The sequence below is a fragment of the Aquibium microcysteis genome (assembly GCF_014495845.1).
Taxonomy (GTDB): Bacteria; Pseudomonadota; Alphaproteobacteria; order Rhizobiales; family Rhizobiaceae; genus Aquibium; species Aquibium microcysteis.
In genome coordinates, this window is record NZ_CP061080.1 from 1,013,246 (window position 1) to 1,039,798 (window position 26,553).

General features: G+C 69.5%; 25 protein-coding genes. 20 read left to right on the plus strand and 5 right to left on the minus strand.

All coding sequences use genetic code 11. The annotated features are described in order from the left end of the window. Nucleotides 1-30 precede the first annotated feature (30 nt). Nucleotides 31-1,161: an FAD-dependent monooxygenase gene (locus tag IAI54_RS04555; RefSeq protein ID WP_187971226.1), complete on the minus strand. Its 1,131-nt coding sequence runs from the start codon at nt 1,159-1,161 to the stop codon at nt 31-33. Between the two features lie 208 nt (nt 1,162-1,369). Between IAI54_RS04555 and IAI54_RS04560 the strand changes: the two genes are divergently transcribed. Genes IAI54_RS04560 through IAI54_RS04630 form a run of 15 tightly spaced genes read left to right on the plus strand, consistent with a single transcriptional unit; the run spans nt 1,370 to nt 14,902 of the window. Further along, a complete protein-coding gene (locus IAI54_RS04560) occupies nt 1,370-1,672 on the plus strand; it encodes a recombinase-like helix-turn-helix domain-containing protein (protein WP_187971227.1) in 303 nt (100 codons plus the stop codon). Continuing rightward, the gene (locus IAI54_RS04565; protein WP_187971228.1) at nt 1,662-2,432 is read left to right on the plus strand and encodes an ABC transporter ATP-binding protein; all 771 of its coding nucleotides are present in this window, start codon (nt 1,662-1,664) and stop codon (nt 2,430-2,432) included. Before IAI54_RS04560 ends, IAI54_RS04565 begins: the two co-directional genes overlap by 11 nt. Nucleotides 2,433-2,466: 34 nt before the next feature. Beyond that, the gene (locus IAI54_RS04570; protein ID WP_187971229.1) at nt 2,467-3,441 is read left to right on the plus strand and encodes an ABC transporter substrate-binding protein; all 975 of its coding nucleotides are present in this window, start codon (nt 2,467-2,469) and stop codon (nt 3,439-3,441) included. Then, complete coding sequence (locus IAI54_RS04575; RefSeq protein ID WP_187971230.1) at nt 3,441-4,274, plus strand: ABC transporter permease; 834 nt, start codon at nt 3,441-3,443, stop codon at nt 4,272-4,274. Before IAI54_RS04570 ends, IAI54_RS04575 begins: the two co-directional genes overlap by 1 nt. Nucleotides 4,275-4,296: 22 nt before the next feature. Further along, nucleotides 4,297-5,340 carry an aromatic ring-hydroxylating oxygenase subunit alpha gene (locus tag IAI54_RS04580; protein WP_187971231.1) on the plus strand — a complete coding sequence of 348 codons (1,044 nt, stop codon included), beginning with the start codon at nt 4,297-4,299 and terminating at the stop codon, nt 5,338-5,340. Next, nucleotides 5,337-6,077, plus strand: a complete 741-nt coding sequence (locus tag IAI54_RS04585) for an SDR family oxidoreductase (RefSeq protein ID WP_187971232.1) — start codon at nt 5,337-5,339, stop codon at nt 6,075-6,077. The genes IAI54_RS04580 and IAI54_RS04585 overlap by 4 nt, the downstream gene beginning before the upstream one ends. After that, nucleotides 6,074-6,895: an alpha/beta fold hydrolase gene (locus tag IAI54_RS04590; protein WP_235679248.1), complete on the plus strand. Its 822-nt coding sequence runs from the start codon at nt 6,074-6,076 to the stop codon at nt 6,893-6,895. The genes IAI54_RS04585 and IAI54_RS04590 overlap by 4 nt, the downstream gene beginning before the upstream one ends. Before the next feature lie 17 nt (nt 6,896-6,912). Continuing rightward, complete coding sequence (locus tag IAI54_RS04595) at nt 6,913-7,836, plus strand: VOC family protein (protein ID WP_187971233.1); 924 nt, start codon at nt 6,913-6,915, stop codon at nt 7,834-7,836. Further along, on the plus strand, nt 7,836-8,624 hold the full coding sequence (locus IAI54_RS04600; protein ID WP_187971234.1) for an SDR family oxidoreductase: 789 nt from the start codon (nt 7,836-7,838) through the stop codon (nt 8,622-8,624). Before IAI54_RS04595 ends, IAI54_RS04600 begins: the two co-directional genes overlap by 1 nt. 17 nt (nt 8,625-8,641) lie before the next feature. Next, on the plus strand, nt 8,642-10,309 hold the full coding sequence (locus IAI54_RS04605) for a thiamine pyrophosphate-binding protein (protein WP_235679249.1): 1,668 nt from the start codon (nt 8,642-8,644) through the stop codon (nt 10,307-10,309). A gap of 4 nt (nt 10,310-10,313) precedes the next feature. Next, complete coding sequence (locus IAI54_RS04610; protein WP_187971236.1) at nt 10,314-11,117, plus strand: aspartate dehydrogenase; 804 nt, start codon at nt 10,314-10,316, stop codon at nt 11,115-11,117. Beyond that, nucleotides 11,117-12,616, plus strand: coding sequence for an aldehyde dehydrogenase family protein (locus IAI54_RS04615; protein WP_187971237.1), 1,500 nt, complete (start codon nt 11,117-11,119; stop codon nt 12,614-12,616). The genes IAI54_RS04610 and IAI54_RS04615 overlap by 1 nt, the downstream gene beginning before the upstream one ends. Then, a complete protein-coding gene (locus IAI54_RS04620; protein WP_187971238.1) occupies nt 12,613-13,839 on the plus strand; it encodes an FAD-dependent oxidoreductase in 1,227 nt (408 codons plus the stop codon). Before IAI54_RS04615 ends, IAI54_RS04620 begins: the two co-directional genes overlap by 4 nt. Beyond that, nucleotides 13,836-14,303, plus strand: coding sequence for a flavodoxin domain-containing protein (locus IAI54_RS04625; RefSeq protein WP_187971239.1), 468 nt, complete (start codon nt 13,836-13,838; stop codon nt 14,301-14,303). Before IAI54_RS04620 ends, IAI54_RS04625 begins: the two co-directional genes overlap by 4 nt. Beyond that, on the plus strand, nt 14,303-14,902 hold the full coding sequence (locus IAI54_RS04630) for a pentapeptide repeat-containing protein (protein ID WP_187971240.1): 600 nt from the start codon (nt 14,303-14,305) through the stop codon (nt 14,900-14,902). The genes IAI54_RS04625 and IAI54_RS04630 overlap by 1 nt, the downstream gene beginning before the upstream one ends. Here IAI54_RS04630 and IAI54_RS04635 read toward each other — a convergent pair. Continuing rightward, nucleotides 14,893-15,705: an IclR family transcriptional regulator gene (locus IAI54_RS04635; protein WP_235679250.1), complete on the minus strand. Its 813-nt coding sequence runs from the start codon at nt 15,703-15,705 to the stop codon at nt 14,893-14,895. The two genes, IAI54_RS04630 and IAI54_RS04635, sit on opposite strands and share 10 nt — an antisense overlap. Nucleotides 15,706-15,842: 137 nt before the next feature. After that, on the minus strand, nt 15,843-16,649 hold the full coding sequence (locus IAI54_RS04640; RefSeq protein ID WP_187971241.1) for an IclR family transcriptional regulator: 807 nt from the start codon (nt 16,647-16,649) through the stop codon (nt 15,843-15,845). Nucleotides 16,650-16,791: 142 nt separating this feature from the next. Here IAI54_RS04640 and IAI54_RS04645 point away from each other — a divergent pair, with 142 nt between their 5' ends. From IAI54_RS04645 to IAI54_RS04665, 5 genes are all read left to right on the plus strand, one after another. Beyond that, nucleotides 16,792-17,739 carry a cupin domain-containing protein gene (locus tag IAI54_RS04645; RefSeq protein ID WP_187971242.1) on the plus strand — a complete coding sequence of 316 codons (948 nt, stop codon included), beginning with the start codon at nt 16,792-16,794 and terminating at the stop codon, nt 17,737-17,739. A 255-nt stretch (nt 17,740-17,994) separates the two neighbouring features. Next, nucleotides 17,995-19,302, plus strand: coding sequence for an NAD(P)/FAD-dependent oxidoreductase (locus IAI54_RS04650; protein ID WP_187971243.1), 1,308 nt, complete (start codon nt 17,995-17,997; stop codon nt 19,300-19,302). 93 nt (nt 19,303-19,395) lie between these two features. Next, nucleotides 19,396-19,596: a YgaP family membrane protein gene (locus tag IAI54_RS04655; protein WP_187971244.1), complete on the plus strand. Its 201-nt coding sequence runs from the start codon at nt 19,396-19,398 to the stop codon at nt 19,594-19,596. 16 nt (nt 19,597-19,612) lie between these two features. Next, a complete protein-coding gene (locus IAI54_RS04660) occupies nt 19,613-20,572 on the plus strand; it encodes an efflux RND transporter periplasmic adaptor subunit (protein WP_187971245.1) in 960 nt (319 codons plus the stop codon). After that, nucleotides 20,569-23,781, plus strand: coding sequence for an efflux RND transporter permease subunit (locus tag IAI54_RS04665; RefSeq protein ID WP_187971246.1), 3,213 nt, complete (start codon nt 20,569-20,571; stop codon nt 23,779-23,781). The genes IAI54_RS04660 and IAI54_RS04665 overlap by 4 nt, the downstream gene beginning before the upstream one ends. Before the next feature lie 483 nt (nt 23,782-24,264). Here IAI54_RS04665 and IAI54_RS04670 read toward each other — a convergent pair whose 3' ends face one another. Together IAI54_RS04670 and purU are read right to left on the minus strand one after the other, a co-directional pair. Beyond that, entirely contained in the window at nt 24,265-25,371 is a 1,107-nt protein-coding gene (locus tag IAI54_RS04670) for an IS4 family transposase (protein ID WP_187971247.1), read from the minus strand. Between the two features lie 254 nt (nt 25,372-25,625). Further along, on the minus strand, nt 25,626-26,489 hold the full coding sequence (purU, locus tag IAI54_RS04675) for a formyltetrahydrofolate deformylase (protein WP_420838263.1): 864 nt from the start codon (nt 26,487-26,489) through the stop codon (nt 25,626-25,628). Nucleotides 26,490-26,553 lie beyond the last annotated feature (64 nt).

The following is a 26,553-nucleotide window of genomic DNA, read 5'->3' on the forward strand; positions in this document are numbered from 1 at the left end:
GTTGTCCGGCGGCGGGGAGGGGCCTGCCCCTCAGGCGGCCTGCCTGTCGCCGACCGGAACGGCCCACGCGTCGTAGGCATAGACCCAGTCCGCATTGCCGCCCTGCCGCAGCCAGTCGTTGGCGAGCGAGCCCTCCTGCACCCGCGCGGTCCGCTCGCGCCGCGCCGCCTCGTAGGCGGAAAGCGCGGATGGCACGTCGGGATTGGCGTCGACCGCCCTTGCCAGCACCACGCCGTCCTCGATCGCCATGCAGGCGCCCTGCGCCATGAAGGGCACCATCGGGTGGGCGGCGTCGCCGAGCACCGTCACGCGGCCCTTCGACCATTGCGGCATGGGATCGCGCACGTGCAGCGCCGAGCGGGTGACGGTCTCGCAGGCGGCGAGCAAGGCCCGGGCGTGCGGGTGGAAATCGGCATAGGCAGCGCGCAGCTCGGCGACGTCGCCGGGCAGCGTCCAGCCTTCCTCGCTCCAGCCGTCGAGCGGCGTCGTGGCGAAGACGAAGATCTCGGCGCCCTTGCGCAGCGGGAAGGTGACGATCTGGTGGTCGGAGCTCTGCCCCCACCATTTCGTGAAGCTGTCGAGATCGGGGATGCCGGCCAGCCTTTCGCGCGGCACCGTGCCGCGCCACGAGACGAGGCCGGTGAATCGCGGATGGTCAGGGCCGAACAGCGCGGCGCGCACGACGGAATGGATGCCGTCCGCGCCGATCACGAGGTCCCCCGCCACGCGCGCGCCATCGGCCAGCACGAGCACTGCCCCTTGTTCGTCCTGCTCCACGCCCGCGGCCCGGGCGCCGAGCCGGATCGTTCCCGGCGCAAGCGCCGCGCGCAGCGCGTCGAGAAGGTCGGCGCGGTGGATGGTGAGCTGCGGGGCGCCGTACTTCGCCTCCGCCGCCGCCGACATCGGCAGGCGCGACGTCTCCTCGCCGCCGTCGCCGGTGCGGCTGATCCGGAACTCTGGCCGCGCCGCGGTCTCCTCCAGGGCAGAGCGCAGGCCGAGCCCGTCGAGCGCGTGGACGGCATTGGGCGTCAGGTTCACGTCGGCGCCGATCTGGCCATAGGCTCCGGCCTGTTCGCAGATGGCGACGGAATGCCCGGCCTTCTGGAGAGCCAGCGCGACCGTCATGCCGCCGACGCCCCCACCCGCAACGACGATCCTCATGTCAGGCCTCTCATTTTCAGGAGTGTTCAAATATGCACGAAGTGTTCACATTATGCTATGTGCTGATGCAGGACCTGTCAATGTCGCGGCTTCGGGCGCATCCGGACCCGACGGGCGACGCTTCACGAAGCTTCTTGACAGGCCCGTCGCGCTGGCTCATCATAATATGAACAGATCGTTCATATGTGAACACACAGCGAGAGCCGCCATGGATGCCTTCAAGGACCGCCTGTCACGACGCGCCCGCGACACCAGCCGCCCTGCGCTGGCGCACCAGTCGCGCGGACGGGCCCTGACGGAGGCCGAAGCGGGCTTCGCCGCCGCGCTGATGGACATCTACCGGACCGGAACGCAGGAGTTCGGCGCCGTCGCGGCCGAACTGTCGCGGCGTGCCGTCGCCGCACCCCGTTCCGGCTCCGTCGACTGGTCCGTTTCGCTCCTCGAAGCCGAACTTTCCGGCATCAACGCCGATCTCGACGCGGCCTATGCGGAGCATGGCTATGGCGCTTGAGTACCGCGGCGTCAGCAAGGATTTCGTCACCAATCCCGACAATCCGCTGACCGCCGTACGCGACATCAATTTCCGGGTCGAGGAAGGCGAGTTCGTCTCCATCGTCGGCCCGTCGGGATGCGGCAAGTCGACGATCCTGTCGATGACTGCCGGCCTCTACCAGCCGACCCGCGGCGAGGTCTTCGTCAGCGACGAACGCGTCGTCGGCCCCAACGCCCATGTCGGCTTCATGCTGCAGAAGGACCTGCTGCTGCCCTGGCGCAGCATCGTCGCCAACGTCGAGTTCGGCCTTGAGGCGAGGGGCGTCGGCAAGGCGGAGCGGCGTGAGCGGGCCATGAAGGAACTGCGCCACTGCCACCTCGCCGGCTTCGAGAACCATTTTCCCTACCAGCTGTCCGGCGGCATGCGCCAGCGCGCAGCCCTTGCCCGCACCCTGGCGATCGATCCCGAGATCATCCTGCTCGACGAGCCGTTCTCGGCTCTCGACGCGCAGACCAAGCTTCTGCTGCAGAACTCTTTCGGCGGCACCATCGCGGCGGCGGGCAAGACCACGCTGCTGATCACCCACGACCTCGCCGAGGCCGTGCTGATGTCCGACCGGATCCTCGTCCTCTCGGAACGTCCGGGCACGATCGTCGCCGAGATCAGGATCGACCTTCCGCACCGCGACCAGCCGCTGAAGCGGCGCGTGCTGCCGGAAGTGAGCCGATACGCCGCCGAACTCTTCGGGCACCTGAAGCTCGAGGAGAAGGCGCTGTAACCACCAGAAACGTCAACGAGACCAGGGGAACTTCATGAGACATTATCTGCGCAACGCCGTCGCTGCCATGGCGATCGCCTTTTCGGCGACAGCCGCCTTCGCCGACGAAGCCGTCACCTATCTCTTCCCGGCACCGGACTTCCTGCCCGCCTTCGCCCCGTTCCAGCTCGCCAAGGGCAAGGGCTACTTCAAGGAAGCCGGCCTCGACGTCACCTTCCAGGTCGGCAAGGGCGGCGCCGACGTGGCGACCCAGGTCGCGGTCGGCAATGCCGACATGGGCGGCGGCATCGGCGACACGCCGATCATCGTGCGGGCCAACGGCCTCGACATCCGCGGCGTGGCGCTGCTCGGCGGCCGCGGCCTGACCCAGATCGCCTGGCGCAAGGACCGCGGCATCACCGGCCCGAAGGATCTCGCCGGCAAGAAGATCGGCGTGCTCGCCTTCCAGGACACCACCTATTACAACCTGCTCGGCGTGCTCGCTTCCGAAAGCCTCTCGAAGGGCGATGCCGACATCCAGGCGGTCGGACCCGGCGGCATCATCCAGCTGATGATCTCCGGTGATCTCGACGCCATGTCCGGCGTGCCGGAATGGATCGCCGCCATCCGGGCCGCCGGCGTCGAACTCGACGAGATGCCCGTGGACACCGTGTTCCCGGCCATGGCGCAGGCCATCATCGCCTCCGACAAGACGATCGCCGAGCGTCCCGAGATGGTGAAGGGCTTCGTCGGCGCCGTGCTCAGGGGCATCGAGGACATCACCACCGATCCGGCCAAGGCCGCGGCCGACTATGTCAGCTTCATGCCGCAGCACGCCGGCAAGGAGGCGCAGATCGAGGGCATCATGCGCGCCTACGCCAAGCTGGTCTATCCGGAGGGCGAAAACCAGCCGCTCGGCTCGTTCGATCCGGAGCGTATCGCCAAGGTGCAGAAGTTCTACGTCGACAACGGCATCGTGCAGACCGCCGTGCCCGTCGAGAACCTCTACACCAACGAGTTCATCCAGTAATGGCTGTCGCTGCTCAGCAGGCCGGGACCCGCGTCCCGGCCGGCGCGAAGCCCCGCCGGAGCTTCTCGCTTGCCCGACACGGCACGCTGCTTGCGAGCCTCGGCATCCTCGCGGGCTTCCTCCTGCTGTGGGAGTTCCTCCCGCCGGCGCTCGACGTGCCGAAATTCATCATTCCGACGGTGAGCGACTGCCTCGTCGAACTGAAGCGCATGTGGTTCCAGGAACGGCTGTTCGGCCACACGATGTCGACGGCGTTCTACACCGTGCTCGGCTTCGCCATCGGCAGCGCGCTCGGCGCCGTGATGGGCTACCTGCTCGGCATGTCGGCCTTCTGGGAGAAGGTGCTGTCGCCCTACATCCTGGCCCTGCAGATCGCGCCGAAGGTCGCCTTCGCGCCGTTGTTCATCATGTGGTTCGGCTACAACGCCATGCCCAAGCTGCTCGTCACCGTGCTGATCGTCTTCTTCCCGGTGATGGTCAACGTGCTGCAGGCCATGCGCACGGTCGACCGCGACCTCGTCAACCTGGCGCGCGCCTACAAGCTGTCGCGCTGGGGCATTTTCCGCAAGATCGAGATGCCGTCGACGCTGCCCAACCTCATGGCCGGCCTGCGGATCGCCTCGACGCTCGCGGTGATCGGCGTGACGGTCGGCGAACTCGTGGGCGGCAACACCGGCCTCGGCTTCCTGATCTCCTATGGCGGCGGCCAGGCCAATGCGGCGATGGTCTTCAACGCCATCCTGTTCCTGACGCTGATCGGGATCGTCCTCTACACGGTGCTCGCCCGCGTCGAGGAGAAGATCCTGCACTATCTCCCCAAAGCAGAACACTGAGCGGCCAATCCAGGAGACGACGATGACCGTCATCGACAAGAAAGCGCTGATCGAGGAGCGGGTGAACCAGGGCCTGCTCGGCCAGTGGTACCCCGTGGCCAAATCCGTCGAGGTCAAGGCGACGAAGCCCTATGGCGCGAAGCTGCTTGGCCGGAAGGTGGTGCTGTGGCGCGACCAGTCGGGCGCCATCCGCTGCATCGAGGATTTCTGCCCGCACCGCGGCGCGCCGCTCTCCTACGGCGAGGTCCACGAGGGCAACATCGGCTGCCGCTATCACGGCGTGATCGTCGATGGCGACGGCGTGGTGAAGCGCGTGCCCGCCATGCCCGAATGCGCGCTGGAGGGCCGCAAGGCACTCGAGAGCTTCGAGGTCACCGAGGCCAACGACGCCGTCTTCGTCTACATTCCCTCCGTCGAGCAACCGGTCGCACCCGCGCTGGTGCTGCCGAAGGAACTGACGGGCGACGACTGGGCCGGCTTCCTCTGCACCTCGGTCTGGGAGACCAACTACCGCTATGCGCTCGACAATCTCGCCGACCCCATGCACGGCTGCTACCTGCATTCGGAGAGCTTCACGCTCGCCTTCGGTTCCAAGCAGGACCTGATGCAGCTCGACAAGACCGAGGCCGGCTTCCGCGTCAGCCGCGTCGGCCAGGTCGGCGAGAACTTCGACTGGACGGAGTTCGAGATCCATCCCGGCAACATGTTCTGCTTTCTCGACATCCCCTATCCGCCGGCGGCGGGTCCGGGCGGCTTCATGCGCATCGTCGGCTTCACGACGCCGATCGACGAGCGCACCTGCAAGGTCTTCTTCTGGCGCCTGCGCCAGGTGTCGGGCCTGGCTCGCGAGAGCTGGCGCTTCCTCTACAGGGCGCAGCTCGAGGAGAACCACTGGAACGTGCTCGAGCAGGACCGCGTCATGCTCGAAGGCATGCCCGACGACGCCCGCAAGCGCGAGATGCTCTACCAGCACGATCTTGGCGTCAGCCGCGTCCGCCAGCTCCTGACCAGGGCCGCCAAGAGCCAGATCGAGGCCGAGCTCGCGTTGAAGGTCGCGGCCGAATGAGCCTCGAGGGCCGCCATATCCTGGTGACGGGCGCCGCGCGCGGCCTCGGCGCGACCGTCGCGAAGGCGCTCGCCGAGAGAGGCGCGCGGCTCGTCCTGGCCGACATCGCCGAGGAGGAGGGGCGCGCGGTCGCTGCCGCGCTCGACGCCGCGTTCCTTCCCGTCGATCTCGGCGAGCCCACCTCGATCGAGGCGCTTGCCGGCGCGGTCGGTGCGACGACCGGCGGGGCGCTGCACGGTCTGGTCAATAACGGCGCCATCGCCACCGGCATCGGCGGCATCGGCTTCGAGGAGATCGAGATCGACAGCTGGGACCGCGTCCTGCGCGTCAACGTCCGCGGCACCTGGCTCCTGACGAAGGCGGTCGCGCCGCAACTGCGTGCCAGCGGCTCCGGCCGCGTCGTCAACGTCGCCTCCGACACCGCGCTCTGGGGCGCGCCGCGGCTTCTCTCCTACGTCGCCAGCAAGGGCGCGATCATCTCCATGACGCGCTCGCTCGCCCGCGAATTCGGGCCCGACCGCGTCGGTGTCACCGCCATCGCGCCGGGCATCCTGACGACGCCCTCCACCGACTACGTGCCGGAAGCCCGCCACCGCCTCTACGCGGAGGGTCGCGCCGTTCCCGGCCCGCAGGCACCCGAGGAGGTGACCGCCACCATCGCCTTCCTGCTCTCCGAAGGCGCGCTGGCGCTGACCGGGCAGGTGCTTCCGGTCAACAACGGGTTCGTCTTCACATGACCGCCGTTCAGAACCTCGCGCTTCGCATGGTCGGCCCGGTCGAACTCGCCGAGCGGGCAGGGGACGGCCCGGCCTGCGTGCTTCTGCACGGCATCGGCAGCAACGCCTCCTCCTTCCTGCCGCTGATGGCCGAACTGCCGGCCGACTGGCGCATCCTCGCCTGGAACGCGCCGGGCTACGGCCGCTCCGAACCGCTTGCCGGCGACTGGCCGCTCGCCCGCGACTATGCCGAGGCGCTGGCCGCGATGCTCGACGAGCTGGGCATCCGCCGCGTCAGCCTGCTCGGCCATTCGCTCGGCGCCCTGATGGCCGCCGCCTTCACTGCGGCCCGGCGCGACCGGGTCGACCATCTGGTGCTCGCGTCGCCGGCGCTGGGCCACGGCATTCCGCGCGGCAACGTGCTCAGCGCGTCGGCCCAGGCGCGGATCGACGATCTCGGCATCGAGGGACCGGAGGAATTCGCCGCCCGCCGCGCCGCCCGCCTCGTCTTCGAGCCGGACGCCAATCCCGCCCATGTCGAGGCGGTGCGCCGCGCCATGAGCCAGGTGCGTCTTCCGGGCTATGCCCAGGCCGCCCGCATGCTCTCGGCCGGTCGCCTGCTCGACGACATCGCCCAGATCACCGTGCCCGTCGACGTCGTCGTCGGCGCCGACGACCGCGTCACGCCCGCCGACGGTGCGCGCTGCGCCTATGATGCGTTGCGCACGCCGTGGCGCGGACGCTTCGTCGAGGTGCCGCAGACGGGCCATGCCATCGCACATGAACGGCCGGACGCGCTGGCGCGGCTGCTCGCCGCCGTGCCCGAAACCGTCCGCTAGGAAATGAGGATCACGTCATGACCGATACCGTCCGGGTCGAAAGTCTCCGCGGCATCATGATGCGCGGGCCGGGCATCACCGCCACGCTGCCCTTCTACGAGGACATGTGGGGCCTGCGTCTCGCCCACAAGGAGGACGGCCTGGCCCTGCTGCGCGGCACCGGTCCCGAGGCCTATCTCTACGGCCTCAAGGACGGGCCGGTCTTCGGCATCGAATACATCCACTTCGCCATGCGCGACCGCGCCTCCATGGACGCGCTGTTCGCCCAGGTCGTCGCGCGCGGCGCCTCCGTCGTCGGTCGCCCGGCACCCTTCGACGACTGGGTCGGCGGCTACGGCTTCGAGCTCATCGATCCCGACAACCGCCGCCTGCGCTTCCGCACCGAGGCGCGCCGGCACGACGAGGAGCCGGAATGGGCCAAGCCCCGCAAGGTCTCCCACGTCGTCCTCAACACCGCCGACATGGAAGGCGTGCAGCAGTTCTACACCGACGTGCTCGGCTTCCGCGTCTCGGACTATTCGGCCGACCAGATGGTCTTCCTGCGCTGCAACACCGATCACCACTCGATCGCGCTCGTCCGCAACGCCTATGCCAGCGTCAACCACGTCGCCTTCGAGATGCCGACCATCAACGAGTTCATGCGCGGCATCGGGCGCATGAAGCAGAAGGGTCACGTGCCGACCTGGGGACCGGGCCGCCATGGTCCCGGCAACAATCCCTTCGCCTATTTCGTCTCGCCGTCGGGCTTCTGCATCGAGTTCACCTCCGAACTGCAGCAGATCGACGAGGCGACGCATGAGGCGCAGGTCTGGTCGCGCAACGATCCCGAGGCGATGGACCGCTGGATGACCGCGGGCCCGCCCACGCCTGCGCAGCGCGCCGTCATGCAGGGCAGGCCCGATCCCGGCTTCCCGGACCTGCGCATGGCAGAGGCCACGTGATGGACTACGGCTACGGGGATCAGGTCGCCGTCGTCACCGGCGGCTCGTCGGGCATCGGCCTCGCGACCGTGCGCCTGCTGCTCGACAGCGGCGCGAACGTCGCCTTCTGCGCCCGCGACGAAGCGCGGCTGCGGGCCGTCGAGGCGGAGCTCGCCGCCGCGTTCGGTGCCGGCCGTGTGCTCGCCCGGGCGCTGTCGGTGCTCGACGAGGCGGCGGTCAAGGCCTTCGCCGGCGAGGTCGAGGCGACGTTCGGGCGCTGCGACCTGCTCGTCAACAATGCCGGGCAGGGCCGCGTCTCGACCTTCGCCGAAACCGCCGATGCCGACTGGCGCGCCGAATACGAACTGAAGCTGTTCAGCCAGATCTACCCGGCCCGCGCCTTCCTGCCGATGCTGAAGGCCTCCAAGGGCGCCATCGTCGCGGTCAATTCGCTGCTCGCCTACCAGCCCGAGCCGCACATGGTCTGCACGTCCTCCGCGCGAGCCGGCGTCCAGAACCTGTTGAAATCGCTCAGCGTCGAGTTCGCGCCCCACGTCCGGGTGAACTCGATCCTGCTCGGCCTCGTCGATTCCGGCCAGTGGAACCGGCGCTACGACGCCCGCGAGGACAAGACCCAGTCCCGGGCAGACTGGTACGGCGCGCTCGCCGCGCGCAAGGGCATTCCGCTTGGCCGGCTCGGCAATCCCGCCGAGGCGGCCGCGGCCATCGCGTTCCTCGGATCGCGCGCGGCCAGCTACATCACAGGCGCCCAGCTCGAGGTTTCGGGCGGGCTGTCGCGACACATCTGAGGCCGGACATTATGAAGATGGAATCCCTCGTGCAGGCCGAGACCGTCGGCGACTTCATCGCACGCTATCTCGCCGACGTCGGCGTCACGGTCATGTTCGGCGTGATCTCGATCCACAACATGCCGATCCTCGACGCGGTCGCGCGGCAGGGCCGCATCCGCTTCGTCCCTGCGCGCGGCGAGGCGGGCGCCATGAACATGGCCGACGCCTATGCCCGCGTCTCCGGCACGCTCGGCGTCTGCATCACCTCCACCGGCACCGCCGCCGGCAATGCCGCCGGGGCACAGGCCGAAGCCCTGACCGCCGGCGCGCCGGTGCTGCACATCACCAGCCAGGTCGATCTCGCCTATGCCGACCGCGACCGCGCCGCGATCCACGACGTGCCGCGCCAGCCCGAGATGCTGCGCGGCATCTCGAAGGCCGTCTACCGCCTCTGGGACGCCAACGGCGCGATCGGCGCGCTGACGGCCGCCGTCTCCGCGGCGATCTCGGCGCCGACCGGCCCGGTCAGCCTCGAAATCCCCGTCGACGTGCAGCGGACGCCGGCCCGCGGCGTCGCCCGCATCCACCCGCCGCTGCCGCAGCGGCCGCGCGCCTCGGACGCCGTCATCGACGACCTCGCCGAGCGCATCCTGCGCGCCCGCCGGCCGCTGCTCTGGCTCGGCGGCGGCGCCCGTGGCGCTGTGGCGGAGGCGACCGAGCTGCACCGGCGCGGCATGGGCGTGGTCACCTCCACCAACGGCCGCGCCGTCGTTTCGGAGGCCTCGTCGGGCAATCTCGGCGCCTTCAACATGACGCCGGAGGCCGAGAAGCTCTACGCGAGCTGCGACCTGATGCTGGTCGTCGGCTCGCGCCTGCGCGGCAACGAGACGCGCAACAACGAGCTGCAGCTGCCGTCGCCGCTTCTCCAGATCGACGCCGAGGCCTCGCAGGGCGGCCGCAACTATCCCGTCGACATCTTCGCCCATGGCGATGCCGCCGACACGCTCGCCCGCCTGCTGGAGCGCCTGCCGGCGAAGCTCGACACCGACCCGGACCTGTTCTTCGACATCGCCCAGGCCCGCGCCACCGCCGAGGGGCGCATGCGCGACCAGATCGGCGCCTATTTCGTCGTCGCCGACACGCTGTCGGAGACGGTGGCGGCAGGTGGCCATGCCTGGGTGCGCGACGTCACCATCTCCAACTCCACCTTCGGCAACCGCTATGTCCGGCTCACCGATCCCCGCCAGGGCGTGCATGCACTCGGCGGCGGCATCGGCCAGGGCGTCGCGATGGGCATCGGCGCGGCGCTCGCCTCGAAGGGTACCAAGGCGATCACGCTGCTCGGCGACGGTGGTACCATGCTCGGCCTCGCCGAGATGATCACCGCCGTCGACGAGGCCGCGCCGCTGGTCTACGTGATGATGAACGACCAGGCCTACGGCGTCATCCAGAACATCCAGGACGCGCAATACGGCAGCCGCCGGCACTATTCCAAGATCGCCGTGCCGGATTTCAAGCTCTTCTGTGCCTCGATCGGCATGCCGCACCACCGCGTCGACGACGTCGAGGCCTTCGGCGACGTGCTGCGGGCGGCGCTCGCCGCCGAGGGGCCGCAGCTGATCGAGATCGACATGGTCGCCATCGGCCCCTTCGCCCAGAGCTTCGCCGGTCCGCCGGCAGGTGCCGCCGGCAAGACGGACTGATCCCATGCGCCTCGGCCTGATCGGATACGGCACCATCGCCCGCACGCTCGCCGGACATCTCGGCGCGGTCTCGGGCATCGAGGCCGTCGCCGTGCTGGTGCGGCCCGGCCGCGCGGCGGACGTGCCGGCATCGTTCGACGACGGCGCCATTCCGGTCGCCGCCGTCACGACCGTCGATGCGCTGCTCGCCGCTCGGCCCGATTTCGTCGTCGAATGCGCCGGCCATTCCGCCGTCGACGCCTTCGTCCCGCCGCTGCTCCATGCGGGGCTCGACGTCGTCGTGGTCTCGATCGGCGCGCTGGCCGACGAGGCGCTCCACGCCCGTCTCCGCGAGGCGGCGGCAGCCGGCGGCGCCCGGATGATCCTGCCGGCCGGCGCCGTCGGCGGCATCGACATCCTGTCCGCGCTCCGGGCCGGCGGGGACGTGCAGGTGCGCTACACCGGCACCAAGCCGCCGAAGGCCTGGGCCGGCACGCCGGCCGAAACCGTCGTCGATCTCGCCGCGCTCGACCGCCCCGCCGTGATCTTCGAGGGCAGCGCGCGCGCGGCGGCGACCGCCTATCCGAAGAACGCCAACGTCGCCGCGACGCTGGCACTCGCCGGCGCCGGCTTTGACGCGACGCGGGTCGTCCTCGTCGCCGATCCGGCGGCTTCCGGCAACGTGCACGAATTCGAGGCCGTGTCGCCGGTGGCGCTGGTGACCATGCGCATCGAGAACGCCCCTTCGGGCAATGCGAAGACCTCGCTCGCCACCATCATGAGCGTGCTGCGCGAGATCAGGAACAGGCAGGGACCGGTGGTGATCTGATGGATGCTCATGCGATCGACCTGCCCGATGGCCGCCTCTTCGTCGGCGGCGTCTGGGAAGAGGGCACCGGCGCCGAGATCGTCTCGATCTTTCCGGCCGACGGCTCGGTCAACCGCGTGCTGCGCGGCGCCTCCATCGCCGACGGCGAGCGGGCCATCGCGCGTGCGAAGGCCGCGCAGGCCGATCCGGCCTGGCGGCGGCTGAAGTCGCACGAGCGCGCGCGCTTCCTCCACCGTATCGCCGACGGCATCGAGGCGAATGTCGAGCGCATCGCCTTCATCCAGACCCGCGACACCGGCAAGACGCTGCGCGAGACCCGCGCGCTCGCGGCCTCCGCGGCCGGCACCTTCCGCTACTACGGCGCCGTGCTCGAAACATCCGACGACCTCGCCACCGTCCAGCGCGGCGACGCGCTGACGCTCTCCCTGCACGAGCCGATCGGCCTCGTCGCCGCCATCACGCCGTGGAACTCGCCGATCGCGTCCGACGCGCAGAAGGTCGCGCCCGCGCTCGCCGCCGGCAACGCCGTGCTGCTCAAGCCGGCCTCGTGGTCGCCGCTTGTGGCGCTCGAACTCGCCCGCATCGTCGAGGCTGCCGGCCTGCCGGCCGGCCTGTTCTCGGTGCTGCCCGGCGCCGGCTCCGAGATCGGCAACCTGCTCGTCGAGCATCCCGACATCGGCCGCGTCAGCTTCACCGGCGGCACCTCGACCGGCCGCGCGCTCGCCCGCAAGGCGGCCGAGAAGCTGATGCCGATCAGCCTGGAACTCGGCGGCAAGTCGCCGACCATCGTCTTCGCCGATGCCGACATGGACGTGGCGCTGGCCGGCGTGCTGTTCGGCATCTTCTCCTCGACCGGCCAGAGCTGCATCGCCGGCTCGCGGCTCTTCGTCGAACGGTCGATCCACGACGGCTTCGTCGAGCGGCTGGTCGCGGCGACCCGCAAGCTGAAGGTCGGCCATCCCTTCGATCCCGCCACGCAGGTGGCGCCGCTGGTCCATCCGACGCACCGCGACAGCGTCGCGGCCTATGTCCAGTTGGCGCGGAACGAGGGCGCCGAAGTGCTCTGCGGCGGCGCGGCGCCCGAAGGCCCGGCCTACGACGGCGGCGCCTACTACCTGCCGACGATCCTCGCCGGCGTCGCCAACACGGCCCGCATCTGCCGCGAGGAGGTCTTCGGCCCGGTGCTCGTCGTCATCCCCTTCGACGACGAGGCCGACGTGATCGCGCAGGCCAACGACAACGACTACGGCCTCGCCTGTGGTCTCTGGACGCGCGACTTTCCAAGGGCCATGCGCGTCGGCAGGGCCATCCGCGCCGGCACCGTCTGGGTCAACACCTACAAGCAGTTCTCGATCTCCACGCCCTTCGGCGGCGACGGCGAGAGCGGGCTCGGCCGCGAGAAGGGCCGCGAGGGCCTGCGCGCCTACATGACGCAGAAGAGCGTCTACCACGACCTGTCCGGCGCGCCGCATCCCTGGGCGGGGGAGGCGATCCGATGAGCCGCCGCGTCGCCATCCTCGGCGCCGGCCCGTCCGGCTGCTTCGTCGCGCAGGCGCTGTTGAAGGCGCGCCCGGATCTGCGCGTCGACATCCTCGACCGCCTGCCGGTGCCCTACGGCCTCGTCCGCTACGGCGTGGCGGCCGACCACCAGGGCACCAAGGCGATCACGCGCCAGTTCGCCCGGCTGTTCGAGCGCCAGGGCGCGCGCTTCTTCGGCAACGTGACCGTCGGCCGCGACGTCACGCTCGAGGCGCTCCGTGAAGCCTACGACGCCGTCGTGGTCGCGACCGGCCTGTCCACCGACCGAAGGCTCGGCATCCCGGGCGACGACCTGCCGGGCGTCCATGGCGCCGGCCGCATCACCCGCGCGCTCTACGAGCATCCCGACGCCGAGCCGCTGCCGCCGCTCGGCCCCCGGCCGCTGATCGTCGGCAACGGCAATGTCGCCATCGACCTGCTTCGCCTGCTCGCCAAGACCTCGGAGGAACTCGACGGCTCCGACCTCGGACCCGGCCCCACGGCCTGGCTGGCCGGCAGCGGTATCGACGAGATCACCATCCTCGGCCGCTCCCCGGCTGCCGCCGCGCGCTTCGACGCGGTGATGCTGAAAGAACTCGGCAGGCTATCCGGCGTGTCGATCGCGGTCGACGATCTCGGAACCGCCGGCACGGAGGAGGGCGCCCGCACGCTGGAGGCGCTGTCCGCACTCCATGGCCACGGCGCCGGGCCGCGCCGCATCCGCTTCGTCTTCGCTCGCCGGCCGATAGCGGTCGAGGGCGATGGTTGCGTCAGCGGCCTCCTCTGCATCGCACCCGACGGCCGCGAGGAGCGCTTCCCCGCCACGTCCATCCTCACCGCGATCGGCTTCGACGGCGAGACCGCGACGGCAGAGAGCGGCGCCGCCGTCCGCATGGCGCCGGGTCTCTACGGCGCCGGCTGGTTCGCCCGCGGCCCGCGCGGCACCATCCCCGACAACCGCGCCGACGCGCAGGCGCTGGCGGCCGTGATCCTCGCCGATCTCGACGCCACGCCCGCATCGTCGTCCATTCCCGGCGATGTCCTCGCTTGCCTGCCCGGCACCGTCACCTATGACGGCTGGACGCGCATCGACGCGGCCGAAACCGCCGCCCCGCCGGCGGGCCGCTGCCGTGCCAAGATCACCGGCCGCGCCGCGATGCTTTCGCTGGCGGCCGCCCCCGACGAGAAGGAGACGCAGCCATGAAGATCGCCGTCCTCTACGGAACCGAGACGGGCAATGCCGAGATGCTGGCCGAGGACCTCGCCGGCGAACTCGAAGGCGACCACGACGTCAGCTGCGCCAACCTGTCGGGCTTCGATCCGGCCGGCTTCGATGCCGGCACCTTCTACATCCTCGTTTCGTCGACCTATGGCGACGGTGACCTGCCCGCCTCCGCCCAGCCCTTCGCGAAGGCGGTGGAGGCGAAGGCGCCGGATCTTTCCGGCATCCATTTCGCCGTCTTCGGCCTCGGCGACAGCGAGTATCACGAGACCTTCAACGGCGGCGGCGAGAAGCTCGCCGCGCTGATGGCCGCGCGCGGTGCCGTGCAGGTCGGCGAGCGGGTCACGCACGACGCATCCGGCCCCGACATGGCTGAAGACCTCGCCTTCCCCTGGGCGAGGCAGGTGATCGAAATGGCCGCCGGCCTCGTCGGCGAGGACGCCTGATGGATCCGGCCGCCATCCGCGATGCGCTCGTCGCGCCCTGGCGGCACGGCCGGCATGTGGATCTGAGGGACGTGACGGTCGACGGTCCGCTCGATCTCGCCGGTCTCGACCTGACGGGCGTCGACTTCTCCGGCGCGCGCTTCCCGTCCGGCATCGACGCCACCGGCGCCCGCTTCCTCGGCCTCGCCTGGTTCCGGGGCGTCGAATTCGGCGGACCGGCGCGCTTCGGCGGCGCCGTCTTCCACAACGACGCCCGCTTCGAGGATGTCCGCTTCGCGCGGGACGCCTCATTCCGCCAAACGGAATTCCGCGGCATCGGCCTGTTCGACCGGGCGCGCTTCTCGGCCGGCGCCGACTTCGCCGGCATGGTCGGCTTCGGCAACTTCTCGCTGCACGAGGCGGCGTTGCAGGGTCAGACCGGCTTTGCCGGCGCCGAATGGCTCGGCGGTTTCTGGGCCGACGGCGCCTCGTTTCCGGCTGAGGCCGATTTCGAGGATGTCCAGGCCCATGGCCGGGTCTGGGTCCGCCGCGCCCGCCGCGGCAATGCGCCGCTCGGCCTGCCCGAGACCGGCATCGCCTTCGGCTACACCTACAGCTGATCCGAGCCCCAGCCGCGATAGCCGAGCGCCTCGGAGACCGACCGCGCGGCCCGCTTCAGCGTCTCCTCGATCCTGCCCGCCGCCGGGCTCCCCGGCGCGAACGCGCTCGAATGTCCGGTCACGTTGATTCCGCCGACGGCCCGGCCCTGGTGGTCGAGCACCGCCGCCGCCGCCGAGCCGATCTCCGGCTCGAAGAAGCCGACGCTCCAGGCCACGCCGCGCGCCCGGTCGGCGGCCAGCTGCTCCTCGAGAGCGGCGAGGCTGGTGCGCGTCTTGTCGGTATAGGCCGGCAGCTCGACGTCCCTGTAGAGCTCGTGCAGGGCAGCGCGCGGCAGCTGCGCCAGGAGAATCCGCCCGATCGTGGTGGCGTGCGCCGGCAGCCGTGTCCCTTCGCGCACCATGCTCGCCAGATGCGAGTTCGGCGTCTCGCGCGCCAGGTAGATGATCTCGCGCCCCTCGATGACGCCGAGATGCGCCGACAGGTTCAGGTCGTCGACCAGCTTGCGCAGCACCGGCCGCGACACCTGCAGGATGCCGCGCTCGTTGAGCGACTGCGCCGCCAGCGCGATCAGGCTGGTGCCCAGACGGTAGCCGCCCGAATCGGGCACCTCCTCGATCATGTCCTCTTCCGCCAGCGTGGCGAGGATCCGGATCAGCGTCGTCCGGTTGATGCCGAGCGCCTTGGCGGCGTGGCTCAGGTTGCGGCAGCGGTTGCCGGCGGCAATGTAGCGCATCACCGCGATCGCGCGGCTGACGGGTGGAACGCCGTAGGCCTTCGCCTCGGATGATGCGATGTCGGTCACGCCTGGCTCCTCCCGCCGATGGCAGAATCGTTGAACGCGCTGTCCAATAGTGAACGGCTCGATGTCTTAGCGACTGCCGCAGGGGGCTGCAACGCCATCTCTGCGATCGGCCGGGCGGCAAGGGCCGCCACCCGTGTTCAACGCTCCTGCGGCGCCCGCATCGCGCCGTCCCAGCCCAGCATGCGCGAAATCCTCCGCGCCGCCGACAGCAGCGAGTCCCGCACCGCGCCCTCGACGTCGGCGACCGCCTCCGGCGTATGCGGCGCCGTGACGTTGATGGCCGCGACCACCCGGCCCGTCATGTCGCGCACGGGCGCTGCGGCCGAAACGATGCCCGCCTCGAAATCGCCGGCATGGACCACAACTTCCGCCAGGCGGTCCTGCGCGGCCCGCGACAGGATGCCGGGCAGGGCAGGGGACCGGCCCTTCGACAGACCTGCCGCATCGGCGCGAAACAGCGAGACGAGTTCGGTCTCCTCGAGGTCGGCCAGCAGCACCCGTCCGAGCGTCGTGCTGCGAGCGGGAAGCCTGCTGCCGACCTGCACGATCGCCGCATTGTGGCGATCGCCGGCGATGCGGATCAGGTAGAGCACCGACGTCCCGTCGCGCACGCCCAGATGCACCGACCAGCCGGAGGTGCTGCGCAGCTTCTCCAGCTCGCCCTGCGCGATCTCCACCACCTCGCGGGTGGCGAAATAACCATAGCTCAGGCGCATCACCCCCGGGCCGAGCGCATAGCGCTGCTCGCGCTCGTCATGCAGCAGGCAGCCCATCTCGGTCAGCGTGTAGACCGTGCGGAACGCCGCCGAGCGCGAGATGCCGAGCGCCCGCGCGATCTCCGTCAGCGACAGCGCGGGGCGCTCGGGCGTGAACAGCTTCAGCGCCGTCAGGCCGCGCACGAGGCCCGGAACGAGATAGCGGTCGCCGCCGGGTTCGTCTGCCATCGTCCCTGATCCTTCGCCGTGTCTGCCGGCAAGGCCCTACATCACCCGATCCTGCTTTGCCAGCAAAACGCAGCCTCGCCCGCAAAGTGTGCCTCGTCTAGGTTCGCGTCAGTTCGAGGCTGACCGCAGGAAGGAACCCGCCATGACCGCACAGTACCGGAACTTCGACACGCTCGCCGAGGCGCTCGCCGCCCACACCGGCCGCTTCACCGACAAGACCTTCGACTGGAAGGCCTTTCCGTCGAATGTCGGCTTTGACGATCTCGCCCGCGCCCAGATGCGCTACATCGGCGCCGGCGGCTCGCCCAAGGTCGGCGACACGACGACCCTGAAGCCCGACCATTTCACCCTCAGCCTCATCTACAAGGAGCCGGGCAAGTACGCCGCCTGCCACAGCCACGAGATCGAGGAGAGCTTCCTGATCATCGACGGCGCGCTCGTCGTCGGCTGGGAGAAGGACGGCGAGGTCGTCGAGGTCAATCTCGGGCCGAAGGACATGATCCTCAACGCCCGCGAGATCGGCCATGGCTTCCGCGTCGACGGCGTCGAGCCGGTGCTGATGACCATCTCGGTCGACGTCGGCAAGCCGCTGCCGCCGGTCTACCACTACCACCCGAAGGACCACGCCCCCGAACTCGCCCGCAGCTTCGGCGCCGAGCCCGGCAAGACCATGAGGTTCGATCCCAAGGGCACCCACCCGCTGCAGCAGCTGATGGCGAAATACGTCGTGCGCCATGCGCTGCAGCCCACCATCTGGGAGAAGGCCGGCTTCACGCGCAAGGTCTATGTCGGCCAGGGCGGGCTCGCCACCGACAGCTGCCGCAAGGAAATGTGGGGCATCCCGTCCCGCGTCGCGCTGAAGCCCTTCGTCCGCCCGGTCGAGGATGCGTTCCTGGTGCTCGAAGGCTCGCTGGTCGTCGGCTGGGAAGACGACGGCAAGACCGTCGAGGTCGAACTCGGACCGCGCGATCTCGTCAAGACGCCCGCCGGCCAGAAGCACTGGATCCGCAACGACGGCGCGGGTGCTGCCACCGTCTGGCACGTCATCGGCACCGCCGAAGACGACGGCGTGACCTACGAAGCCGCCTGAGCGCGCCGAAGTCCGACCGTCATCGAGGGGGCGTCCGCCGGGCGCCCCTTCGTCATGGTGGACCGGCCAGCCCCTGTCGGCTCGGCGCGTCGCGGGGACCGCAAGAACGGGATCGGACGGCGAGGACCAGCCGAGCCACTCGTCATATGAACATGTGTTCATTTAAATTGATCTGCGTCAACGACCATTCTCTCCTCAGGGCCTATAGGCGGCGATGGCCTGTTCGGCCGCATCTGAAACCGTGGAGGAGAAGACATGGCACATGTGGTCGTTCTCGGCGCCGGGCTCGGCGGCACAATCATGGCCTACGAGCTGCGCGACGCGCTCGGCAGGCAGCACAGGATATCGGTCGTCAACAAGGGCAGCCGCTATTCCTTCGTCCCGTCGAACCCCTGGGTGGCGGTCGGCTGGCGCAGCAGGGAGGCGATCGAGGTCGACCTCACCAGGGTCTTCGGCAAGCGCGGCATCGAGCTGCATCCGCAGGGCGCCGCGAAGGTGCATCCGAAGGAGAAGCAGATCGAGCTGACCGACGGCGCGCGCCTGGCCTACGACTATCTCGTCATCGCGACCGGACCCGATCTCGCCTTCGACGAGATCGAGGGCTTCGGCCCCGCCGCCAACAGCCAGTCGGTCTGCCACGTCGACCACGCGCTGCAGGCGAAGGACGCCTTCGACCGCCTCGTCGCCAATCCGGGGCCGGTGGTGATCGGCGCCGTGCAGGGCGCCTCGTGTTTCGGCCCGGCCTATGAATTCGCCTTCATCCTCGACAAGGCGCTGCGCGACGCCAGGGTGCGCGACCGCGTGCCGATGACCTTCGTGACGTCGGAGCCCTATGTCGGCCATCTCGGTCTCGATGGCGTCGGCGACACCAGGGGCCTGCTCGAGAGCGAGCTGCGCCAGCACCACATCAAGTGGATCTGCAACGCCCGCGTCGACCGCATCGAGCCGGGCATGCTGCATGCCAGCGAGATCGCCGAGGACGGCTCGGTCCGCCAGGTCCACGCCGTGCCGCAGAACTTCATGATGATGCTCCCGGCCTTCCGCGGCGTCGAGGCCGTGCGCGGAATCGAAGGTCTCACCAATCCGCGCGGCTTCATCCTCGTCGACCAGCACCAGCGCAATCCCGCCTATCCGGAGGTGTTCGGCATCGGCGTCTGCGTCGCCATCCCGCCGGTCGGCAAGACGCCCGTGCCCGTCGGCGTGCCGAAGACCGGCTTCATGATCGAATCCATGGTCACCGCCACCGCCCACAACATCGCCCGCCTCGTCGAGGGCAGGGCGCCCGACGCGCAGGGCACCTGGAACGCCGTCTGCCTCGCCGATTTCGGCGATTCCGGCATCGCCTTCGTCGCGCAGCCGCAGATCCCGCCGCGCAACGTCAACTGGTCCGCCTCGGGCAAATGGGTCCACACCGCCAAGATCGGCTTCGAGAAGTATTTCCTGCACAAGATCCGGTCGGGCCAGGCGGAGCCCTTCTACGAGAAGCTGGCGCTGCAGGTGCTCGGCATCGACAAGCTCAAGGAGATCCGGATCGACGCCGGCGCCGGCGGGCAGCAGGCCTGACCCGGTCCGTGTCGGGAAACGGCGTCCCGGGCCTTGAACTTTCCAAAACACATGCATAAGTGATCATGTGTTAATTCGAAACGGAGATTCCCTATGTCCCTCGATCGTTCCGTCCTCGCCTTCGCCGGCGTCATGGTGCTCCTGTCCGTCGCGCTGACGGCCTGGGTGTCGCCGCTCTTCGTCTGGTTCACCGTCTTCATCGGTCTGAACCTGCTGCAGTCCGCCTTCACCGGCTTCTGCCCGGCCGCTTCCATCTTCAGGCGGTTCGGCGTGAAGCCGGGCTGCGCCTTCTGAACCCGGGATCGACGCGATGCGCCTTGCCCTCCTCACCGCTGCCCTTCTGGCCGCCGCCCCGGCGGCTGCGGCCGGCTTCACTGTCGAGCCGATCGCCATCACGGAATGGAAGGCGGTCTACGGCCGCGTCGAGGCACGCGATCTCGTGCCCGCGCGGGCACGCATCGGCGGCATCGTCGTCGACCTCCTCGTGACCGAGGGCGACGAGGTGGCCGCAGGCCAGCGCATCGCCACCGTACGCGACGACAAGATCGAGTTCCAGATCGCCTCCTATGATGCCCAGCTCCGCGCCCTCGAGGCGCAGCTCGCCAGGGCGCAGTCCGAGCTCGAGCGCGGCCAGTCGCTGGTCGACAAGGGCATCGCCACGGCGCAGCGCCTCGACCAGCTCAGGACCGACGTCGACGTGGCGCTGAACCAGATCGCGGCCACGCAGGCGCAGCGCTCGGTTGTCGTGCAGCAGGGCCAGGAGGGTGCCGTGCTGGCGCCCGCCGACGGTCGCGTGCTCACCGTGCCTGTCACCCGCGGCGCCGTCGTCATGGCCGGCGAGGAGATCGCGACGCTCGGCGGCGGCGGCTTCTTCCTCCGGCTCGCCATCCCCGAACGCCATTCCGGAACGCTCGTGCCGGGCGCCGGCATCCGGATCACCGGCAACGGCAGGCAGCTGACCGGGCGCCTGGCGAAGATCTATCCGCAGATCGAGAACGGCCGCGTCGTCGCCGACGTCGAGGTCGAGGGGCTGGACAGCGCCTTCGTCGACGCGCGCGTCCTCGTGGAAGTGCCCGTCGGCGAACGCCAGGGCCTCGTCGTCCCGCGCGATGCGGTGACGACGCGGTCCGGCATCGACTTCGTCTCGGTGCTGCACGACGGGAAGCCCGTGGCGCGCGCGATCGTCCTCGGCGAGCCGCTGGTCGGCGACGCCGGCACGCTGGAAGTCCTGACCGGTCTGTCGGCCGGTGACGTGGTGGAGCTGCCATGACATCCCCAGAGACACCGCACGGCACGCCGCTCGGCATCGCGGGCGGCCTGACGCGGGCCTTCATCGGCTCGCCGCTCACGCCGCTGTTCCTCATCGCGGCCTTCGCCTTCGGCCTCGTCGCGCTGATGACGCTGCCGCGCGAGGAGGAACCCCAGATCTCCGTGCCGATGGTCGACATCCGCGTCGATGCCTCGGGCCTGAAGGCGGAGGACGCCGTCAAGCTCGTCACCGAGCCGCTGGAGACGATCGTCAAGGGCATCGACGGCGTCGAGCACGTCTATTCGCAGACGCAGGACGACGGCGTGCTGGTCACCGCGCGCTTCGTCGTCGGCATCTCGTCGGATTCGGCCGTGCTGCGCGTCCACGACAAGGTGCGCGCCAACATGGATCGCATTCCCGTCGGCGTGCCCGAGCCGCTGATCGTCGGCCGCGGCATCGACGACGTCGCCATCGTCTCGCTGACGCTCTCGCCGAAGCCGGAGGCGGCCGCCACCGTCACCGCCAACACCCTGACCCGCATCGCCCGCGAACTGCGCACCGAGATCGCCAGGATCGACGATGTCGGCCTGACCTATCTCGTCGGCGACCAGGACGAGCGCATCCGCATCGCGCCCGATCCCGAAAAGCTCGCGCTGTTCGGCGTGACGCTGCAGCAGCTGGCCGGCAAGGTGCAGAGCGCCAACCGCGCCTTCCCGGCGGGCCGCGTCCGCGACGGCGGCGATCAGGTGATGCTGGTTGCCGGCGAGACGCTGGGATCTCCGGCCGCGATCGGCAATCTCCTGCTGACGGCCCGCGACGGGCGCCCGGTCTATGTCCGCGACGTCGCCGACATCGGCTTCGCCGAGGACGGCGCCGACACCTATGTCGCCACCGTGACGCGCGGCGAGGGCGGTCCGGTTCGGGTGCCGTCGGTCACCGTCGCCGTCGCCAAGCGCGCCGGCTCCAACGCCGTCACCGTCGCGGAAGCGATCCTGCACCGGGTCGAAAGCCTCGAAGGCCGGCTCATCCCCGAGGAGATCGCCGTCGAGGTGACGCGCGACTATGGCGAGACCGCCAACGAGAAGGCGAACGAACTCCTCTATCATCTCGGCCTCGCCACCGTGTCGATCATCCTGCTCGTCTGGTTCGCGATCGGCCGGCGCGAGGCGGTCGTGGTGGCCGTGGTCATCCCCGTGACCATCCTCCTCACCCTCTTCGCCTCCCGTGTGATGGGCTACACGCTGAACCGCGTCTCGCTCTTTGCGCTGATCTTCTCGATCGGCATCCTGGTCGACGACGCCATCGTCGTGATCGAGAACATCGCCCGCCACTGGGGCATGGGCGACGGACGCGACCGCAAGCAGGCGGCCATCGAGGCCGTCGCCGAAGTCGGCAATCCGACCATCGTCGCGACGCTCACCGTGGTCGCGGCTCTCCTGCCCATGCTCTTCGTCTCGGGCATGATGGGCCCCTACATGAGCCCGATCCCGGCCAACGCCTCGGCGGCGATGATCTTCTCCTTCTTCGTCGCCGTCATCGTCACGCCCTGGCTGATGCTGAAGACGGCCGGCAAGGCGCCGATGCCCGCCCATCACGACCACGCCCATGGCGGCATGCTCGGCAGGATCTACGCGGCAACCGCGCGGCCGATCCTGGCGTCCAAGGCCCGCAGCTGGATCTTCCTTCTCGCCGTCGGCGTCCTGACCCTCGGCTCGCTGGCGCTCTTCTATACGAAGGACGTGACGGTGAAGCTCCTGCCCTTCGACAACAAGTCGGAGCTGCAGGTCACGATCGACCTCCCCGAGGGCGCCTCCGTCGAGGCCACCGACGCGGTGGCGCAGGCGGTGGCCGGAGAGGTGCTGGCGCTGCCGGAGGTGAAGTCGGTGCAGACCCATGCGGCGACCGCCGGACCCTTCAACTTCAACGGCCTCGTGCGGCATTCCTTCTACCGCACCGAACCGCAGCAGGGCGAGGTCGCGATCAATCTCCTGCCCAAGGCCGAGCGGTCGCGCTCGAGCCATGCCATCGCGCTCGACATCCGCCGGCGCATCGCCGGCCTGCCCGTGCCGGCCGGCACCAGCCTGAAGGTCGTCGAACCGCCGCCCGGGCCGCCGGTCATGGCGACGCTGCTGGCCGAGATCTACGGACCGGATGCCGAGACGCGGCGGCTCGTCGCCGCAAAGGTCGAGGCGGCCTTCCGCTCCGTGCCCTTCATCGTCGACGTCGACAATTCCTACGGCGAGCAGGCGCGGAAACTTCGCCTCACGATCTCCACCGACGACCTCGAATTCTTCGGGGTGGAGGAGGGCGACGTGTTCGACACGATCGGCATCCTCAATGGCGGGCAGACGGTCGGCTATTCGCATCGCGGCGGCGGACGCCAGCCGATCGCCATTCGCCTGGAGCGGCCGAAGGGCGAACGCACCCTCGACGAGCGCTTCCTGACGACGCCGATCCCCGCCAACGTGCTGCCCGGCGCGCGTGGTGTCGTCGAACTCGGCGACGTGGTGGAACTGAAGGCGGAGACCGCCTCCTACCCGGTCTTCCGCCACAACGGCCGCGCGGCCGAAATGGTGACGGCCGAACTCGCCGGCGATTTCGAGGCGCCGCTCTACGGCATGCTCGCGGTGCAGGAGGCGATCGACGCGCAGGACTGGACCGGGCTCGAGAAGCCGGTGATCGCGCTGCACGGCCAGCCGCAGGACGAATCGGTCCCGACGCTGCTCTGGGACGGCGAGTGGGAGGTCACCTGGGTGACGTTCCGGGACATGGGTGCCGCCTTCATGGTGGCGCTGCTCGGCATCTACATCCTGGTCGTGGCACAGTTCGGCTCGTTCAAGGTGCCGCTGGTCATCCTGACGCCGATCCCGCTCACCTTCATCGGCATCCTGGGCGGGCACTGGCTGTTCGGCGCGCCGTTCTCGGCCACCTCGATGATCGGCTTCATCGCGCTCGCCGGCATCATCGTGCGCAACTCGATCCTGCTCGTCGACTTCATCCGCCACGCCGGCGGTGCCGGCCGGCCGCTGACCGAGATCCTGATCGAGGCGGGCTCGATCCGCTTCAAGCCGATCCTGCTCACCGCGCTCGCCGCCATGATCGGCGCGGCGGTCATCCTCACCGACCCGATTTTCCAGGGCCTGGCGATCTCGCTGCTGTTCGGGCTGGCGTCCTCGACCATCCTGACGGTCCTGGTCATCCCGGCCATATACCGGGTGCTGCGCACCTGACGCCCCGCACCTGACGCCAATGCGGCGGACCTGATGCTTCGGCAGCGGTCCCCAACGGAAAAGCCCCGCTCCGGCAAAGGCCGGAGCGGGGCTTTTCTCGTCTCGAAGCGTGTCGAGACGACGCCGCAGTGCGGGCAGCCCTTGGTCCAACGGCCCTTGCGGTCGCCGATCGGCGCAACACCTCCGCCGTCATCCTCGGGCTTGTCCCGAGGATCTGCCGCGTCCGGTTTATAGGGCGGTATTGCCCGCGCATGGAACGCGCGGAAGCGCCAACCGCGCGGAAATCGGCAGATCCTCGGGACAAGCCCCATACGCGCTAACATAGCTGCCGATGTGCAATTGCGCGCCGTCGTCGCGGTGGCTCGCGCAGTCGGTGGAGCAGACGGTCGATGGGGATCCGTCTGGTTGGTCCCTGCAAGACCGCCAGGGAGATGTTGGCGAGCGCCATGGCTGCGAGACGCCAGATCGGCAGGGCGGCCCGGTTCAGGCGGCCAGGGGGAGAGAGTCCGGCGCCTCGGGACCGAGGGCCGGCAGGTCGTCTTCGGTCAGCAGGGCGGCCAGAAGGGCGGTGTTGATCCACAGGCGCGCCAGGTTGGGATCTTTTGCGCGGAGGTCTTCCAGGCCCACCAGCGACTTCATCCGTTTGAACGCCAGCTCGACCTGCCATCGCAGCCGATAGGTCGAGGCGAGCCGTTCGGGCGGCCAGCCGTCCGACGGGAGCGACGTCAGCAGCACCAGACAACCGGCCATCTCGATGCCGGCCTCGCTGGGCTCGTACCCCGCCTTGGCGGCCAGACGGCGCGCCGCGCGCCTGGCCTTCGCCGCCGCCTCGGGCGGCAGGGGCAGGATCACCACCCGGGCGGCCACCTCGACCTTCGACTTGCGGTCCTGGACCCTCACCGGCCGATCGAGCACGCCCTTCTCGCCCGCCTCGCGGCACAGCGCCAGACGATCCAGCAGCCGACCCTCCCCATCCAGCAGGCGCGGATGGGTCGAAGGGGCGCGAACCAGGAACGCGCCGCCAGCCTCGACCACCCGAGCCAGATCGTCCGCCCTGGCGTGGGCGCGATCGGCGATCCGCAATTCGCCGGCCTGGACGACGCCGCGCGACAACCGCTCGGCATCATGCCGATCGGTCACGTCCACCGAACACAGCCTGAGCCTCGAGAGGTCGAACACCGTATGCACCATCCAATAGGCCCGCTTGGGTCCGGGCGGCGCCACCACCGTGGCGTCGACCGCCATCATCCGCAGTCCGCCGCTCGAACCGGCCAGGGCTTCGGGGCAGCGCTCGGCGAGCAGTTCCGAGACCAGGTCGCCCACCCAGTCGGCACTGGCCTTCAGCCGCCTGAGCATCGCCACGTCGGACATCGACGCCAGGCCTCGCTGCTCGGCCCAGGCCGCCAGCGTGCGAAGCGAAAACCGCCCCAGCACATAGGCGAAACACAACCGCAACAGAATTGTGGCGCTGGACACCTGCCGCTTTCGAAGCAGCGCACCCGCCTCCCGCGCGCTCCTCGTCAACTCCTCCTCCGAGCCCAGTCGCGCGACCAGCTCGTCCCAATTCATGGCGTGCAGCGAATCATTCATGCGCCAAACGAATCACGCGCCGAATGCACCGTCAACGCTATGTTAGCGCGTATGGGGCTTGTCCCGAGGATCTGCCGCGTCCGGTTTATAGGGCGCTATTGCCCGCGCATGGAACGCGCGGAAGCGCCAACCGCGCGGAAATCGGCAGATCCTCGGGACAAGCCCGAGGATGACGGCCGTCCGATGAAACTGGCTTCTGCTGACCGGCAATCGACGAAGGAGATGCGACCGGTCGAGCGTCGGAGCCGCAGTTCCTACTCCGGAAACACGATGGTGCGCATGCCGTTCATCAGCACGCGGTCCTCCAGATGGGCGCGCACCGCGCGGGCGAGCACGCGGCGTTCGATGTCGCGCCCCTTGCGCACCAGTTCCTCGGCGGTGTCGCGGTGGCTCACCCGCTCGATGTCCTGCTCGATGATCGGTCCCTCGTCGAGATCGCTGGTGACGTAGTGGGCCGTCGCGCCGATCAGCTTCACCCCGCGCTCATGCGCCTGGTGGTAGGGCTTCGCCCCCTTGAACCCGGGCAGGAAGGAGTGGTGGATGTTGATGCAGCGCCCCGCCAGATGCTCCGTCATCTCCTCCGACAGGATCTGCATGTAGCGGGCGAGCACGACGAGATCGACCGCGCCCGCCTTGACGATGTCGAGAAGCTTCGCCTCCTGCTCGGCCTTCGTCTCCTTCGAGATCGGCAGGTGGTGGAACGGAATGTCGCCGAAGGCGAGGTTCGGGTAGATGTCGCGCGGATAGTTGGAGACGATGCCCGCGATCTCCATGTTCAGCTCGCCCATGTGAAAGCGGTACAAGAGGTCGGCCAGGCAATGGTCGAAGCGCGACACCATGATCAGCACGCGCCGACGCTCGTTGCGCGCCCGCAGCGACCAGTCCATCCCGAAAGGCGCCAGCACGGGGGCGAGCAGGTCGCGTGCCTTCTGCGCCCCGATCGGCGCCGTGGCGCCCGAAAACACCACGCGCGAGAAGAACCGGCCGGTGCCGTGGTCGTCGAACTGCTGCAGGTCGGCGATGTCGCCGCCCATGTCGAAGATCGCCTTCGACACGGCGGCCACGATGCCGGGCTTGTTGGAGCAGGAAGCGGAAAGGATCAGGGGTTCGTCAGCCAATTTGATCTCCATTCGGTCGGGTCGGGTCGGGCCGGGGCGGCGCGGCGGGAGGACCGCGGCGCCC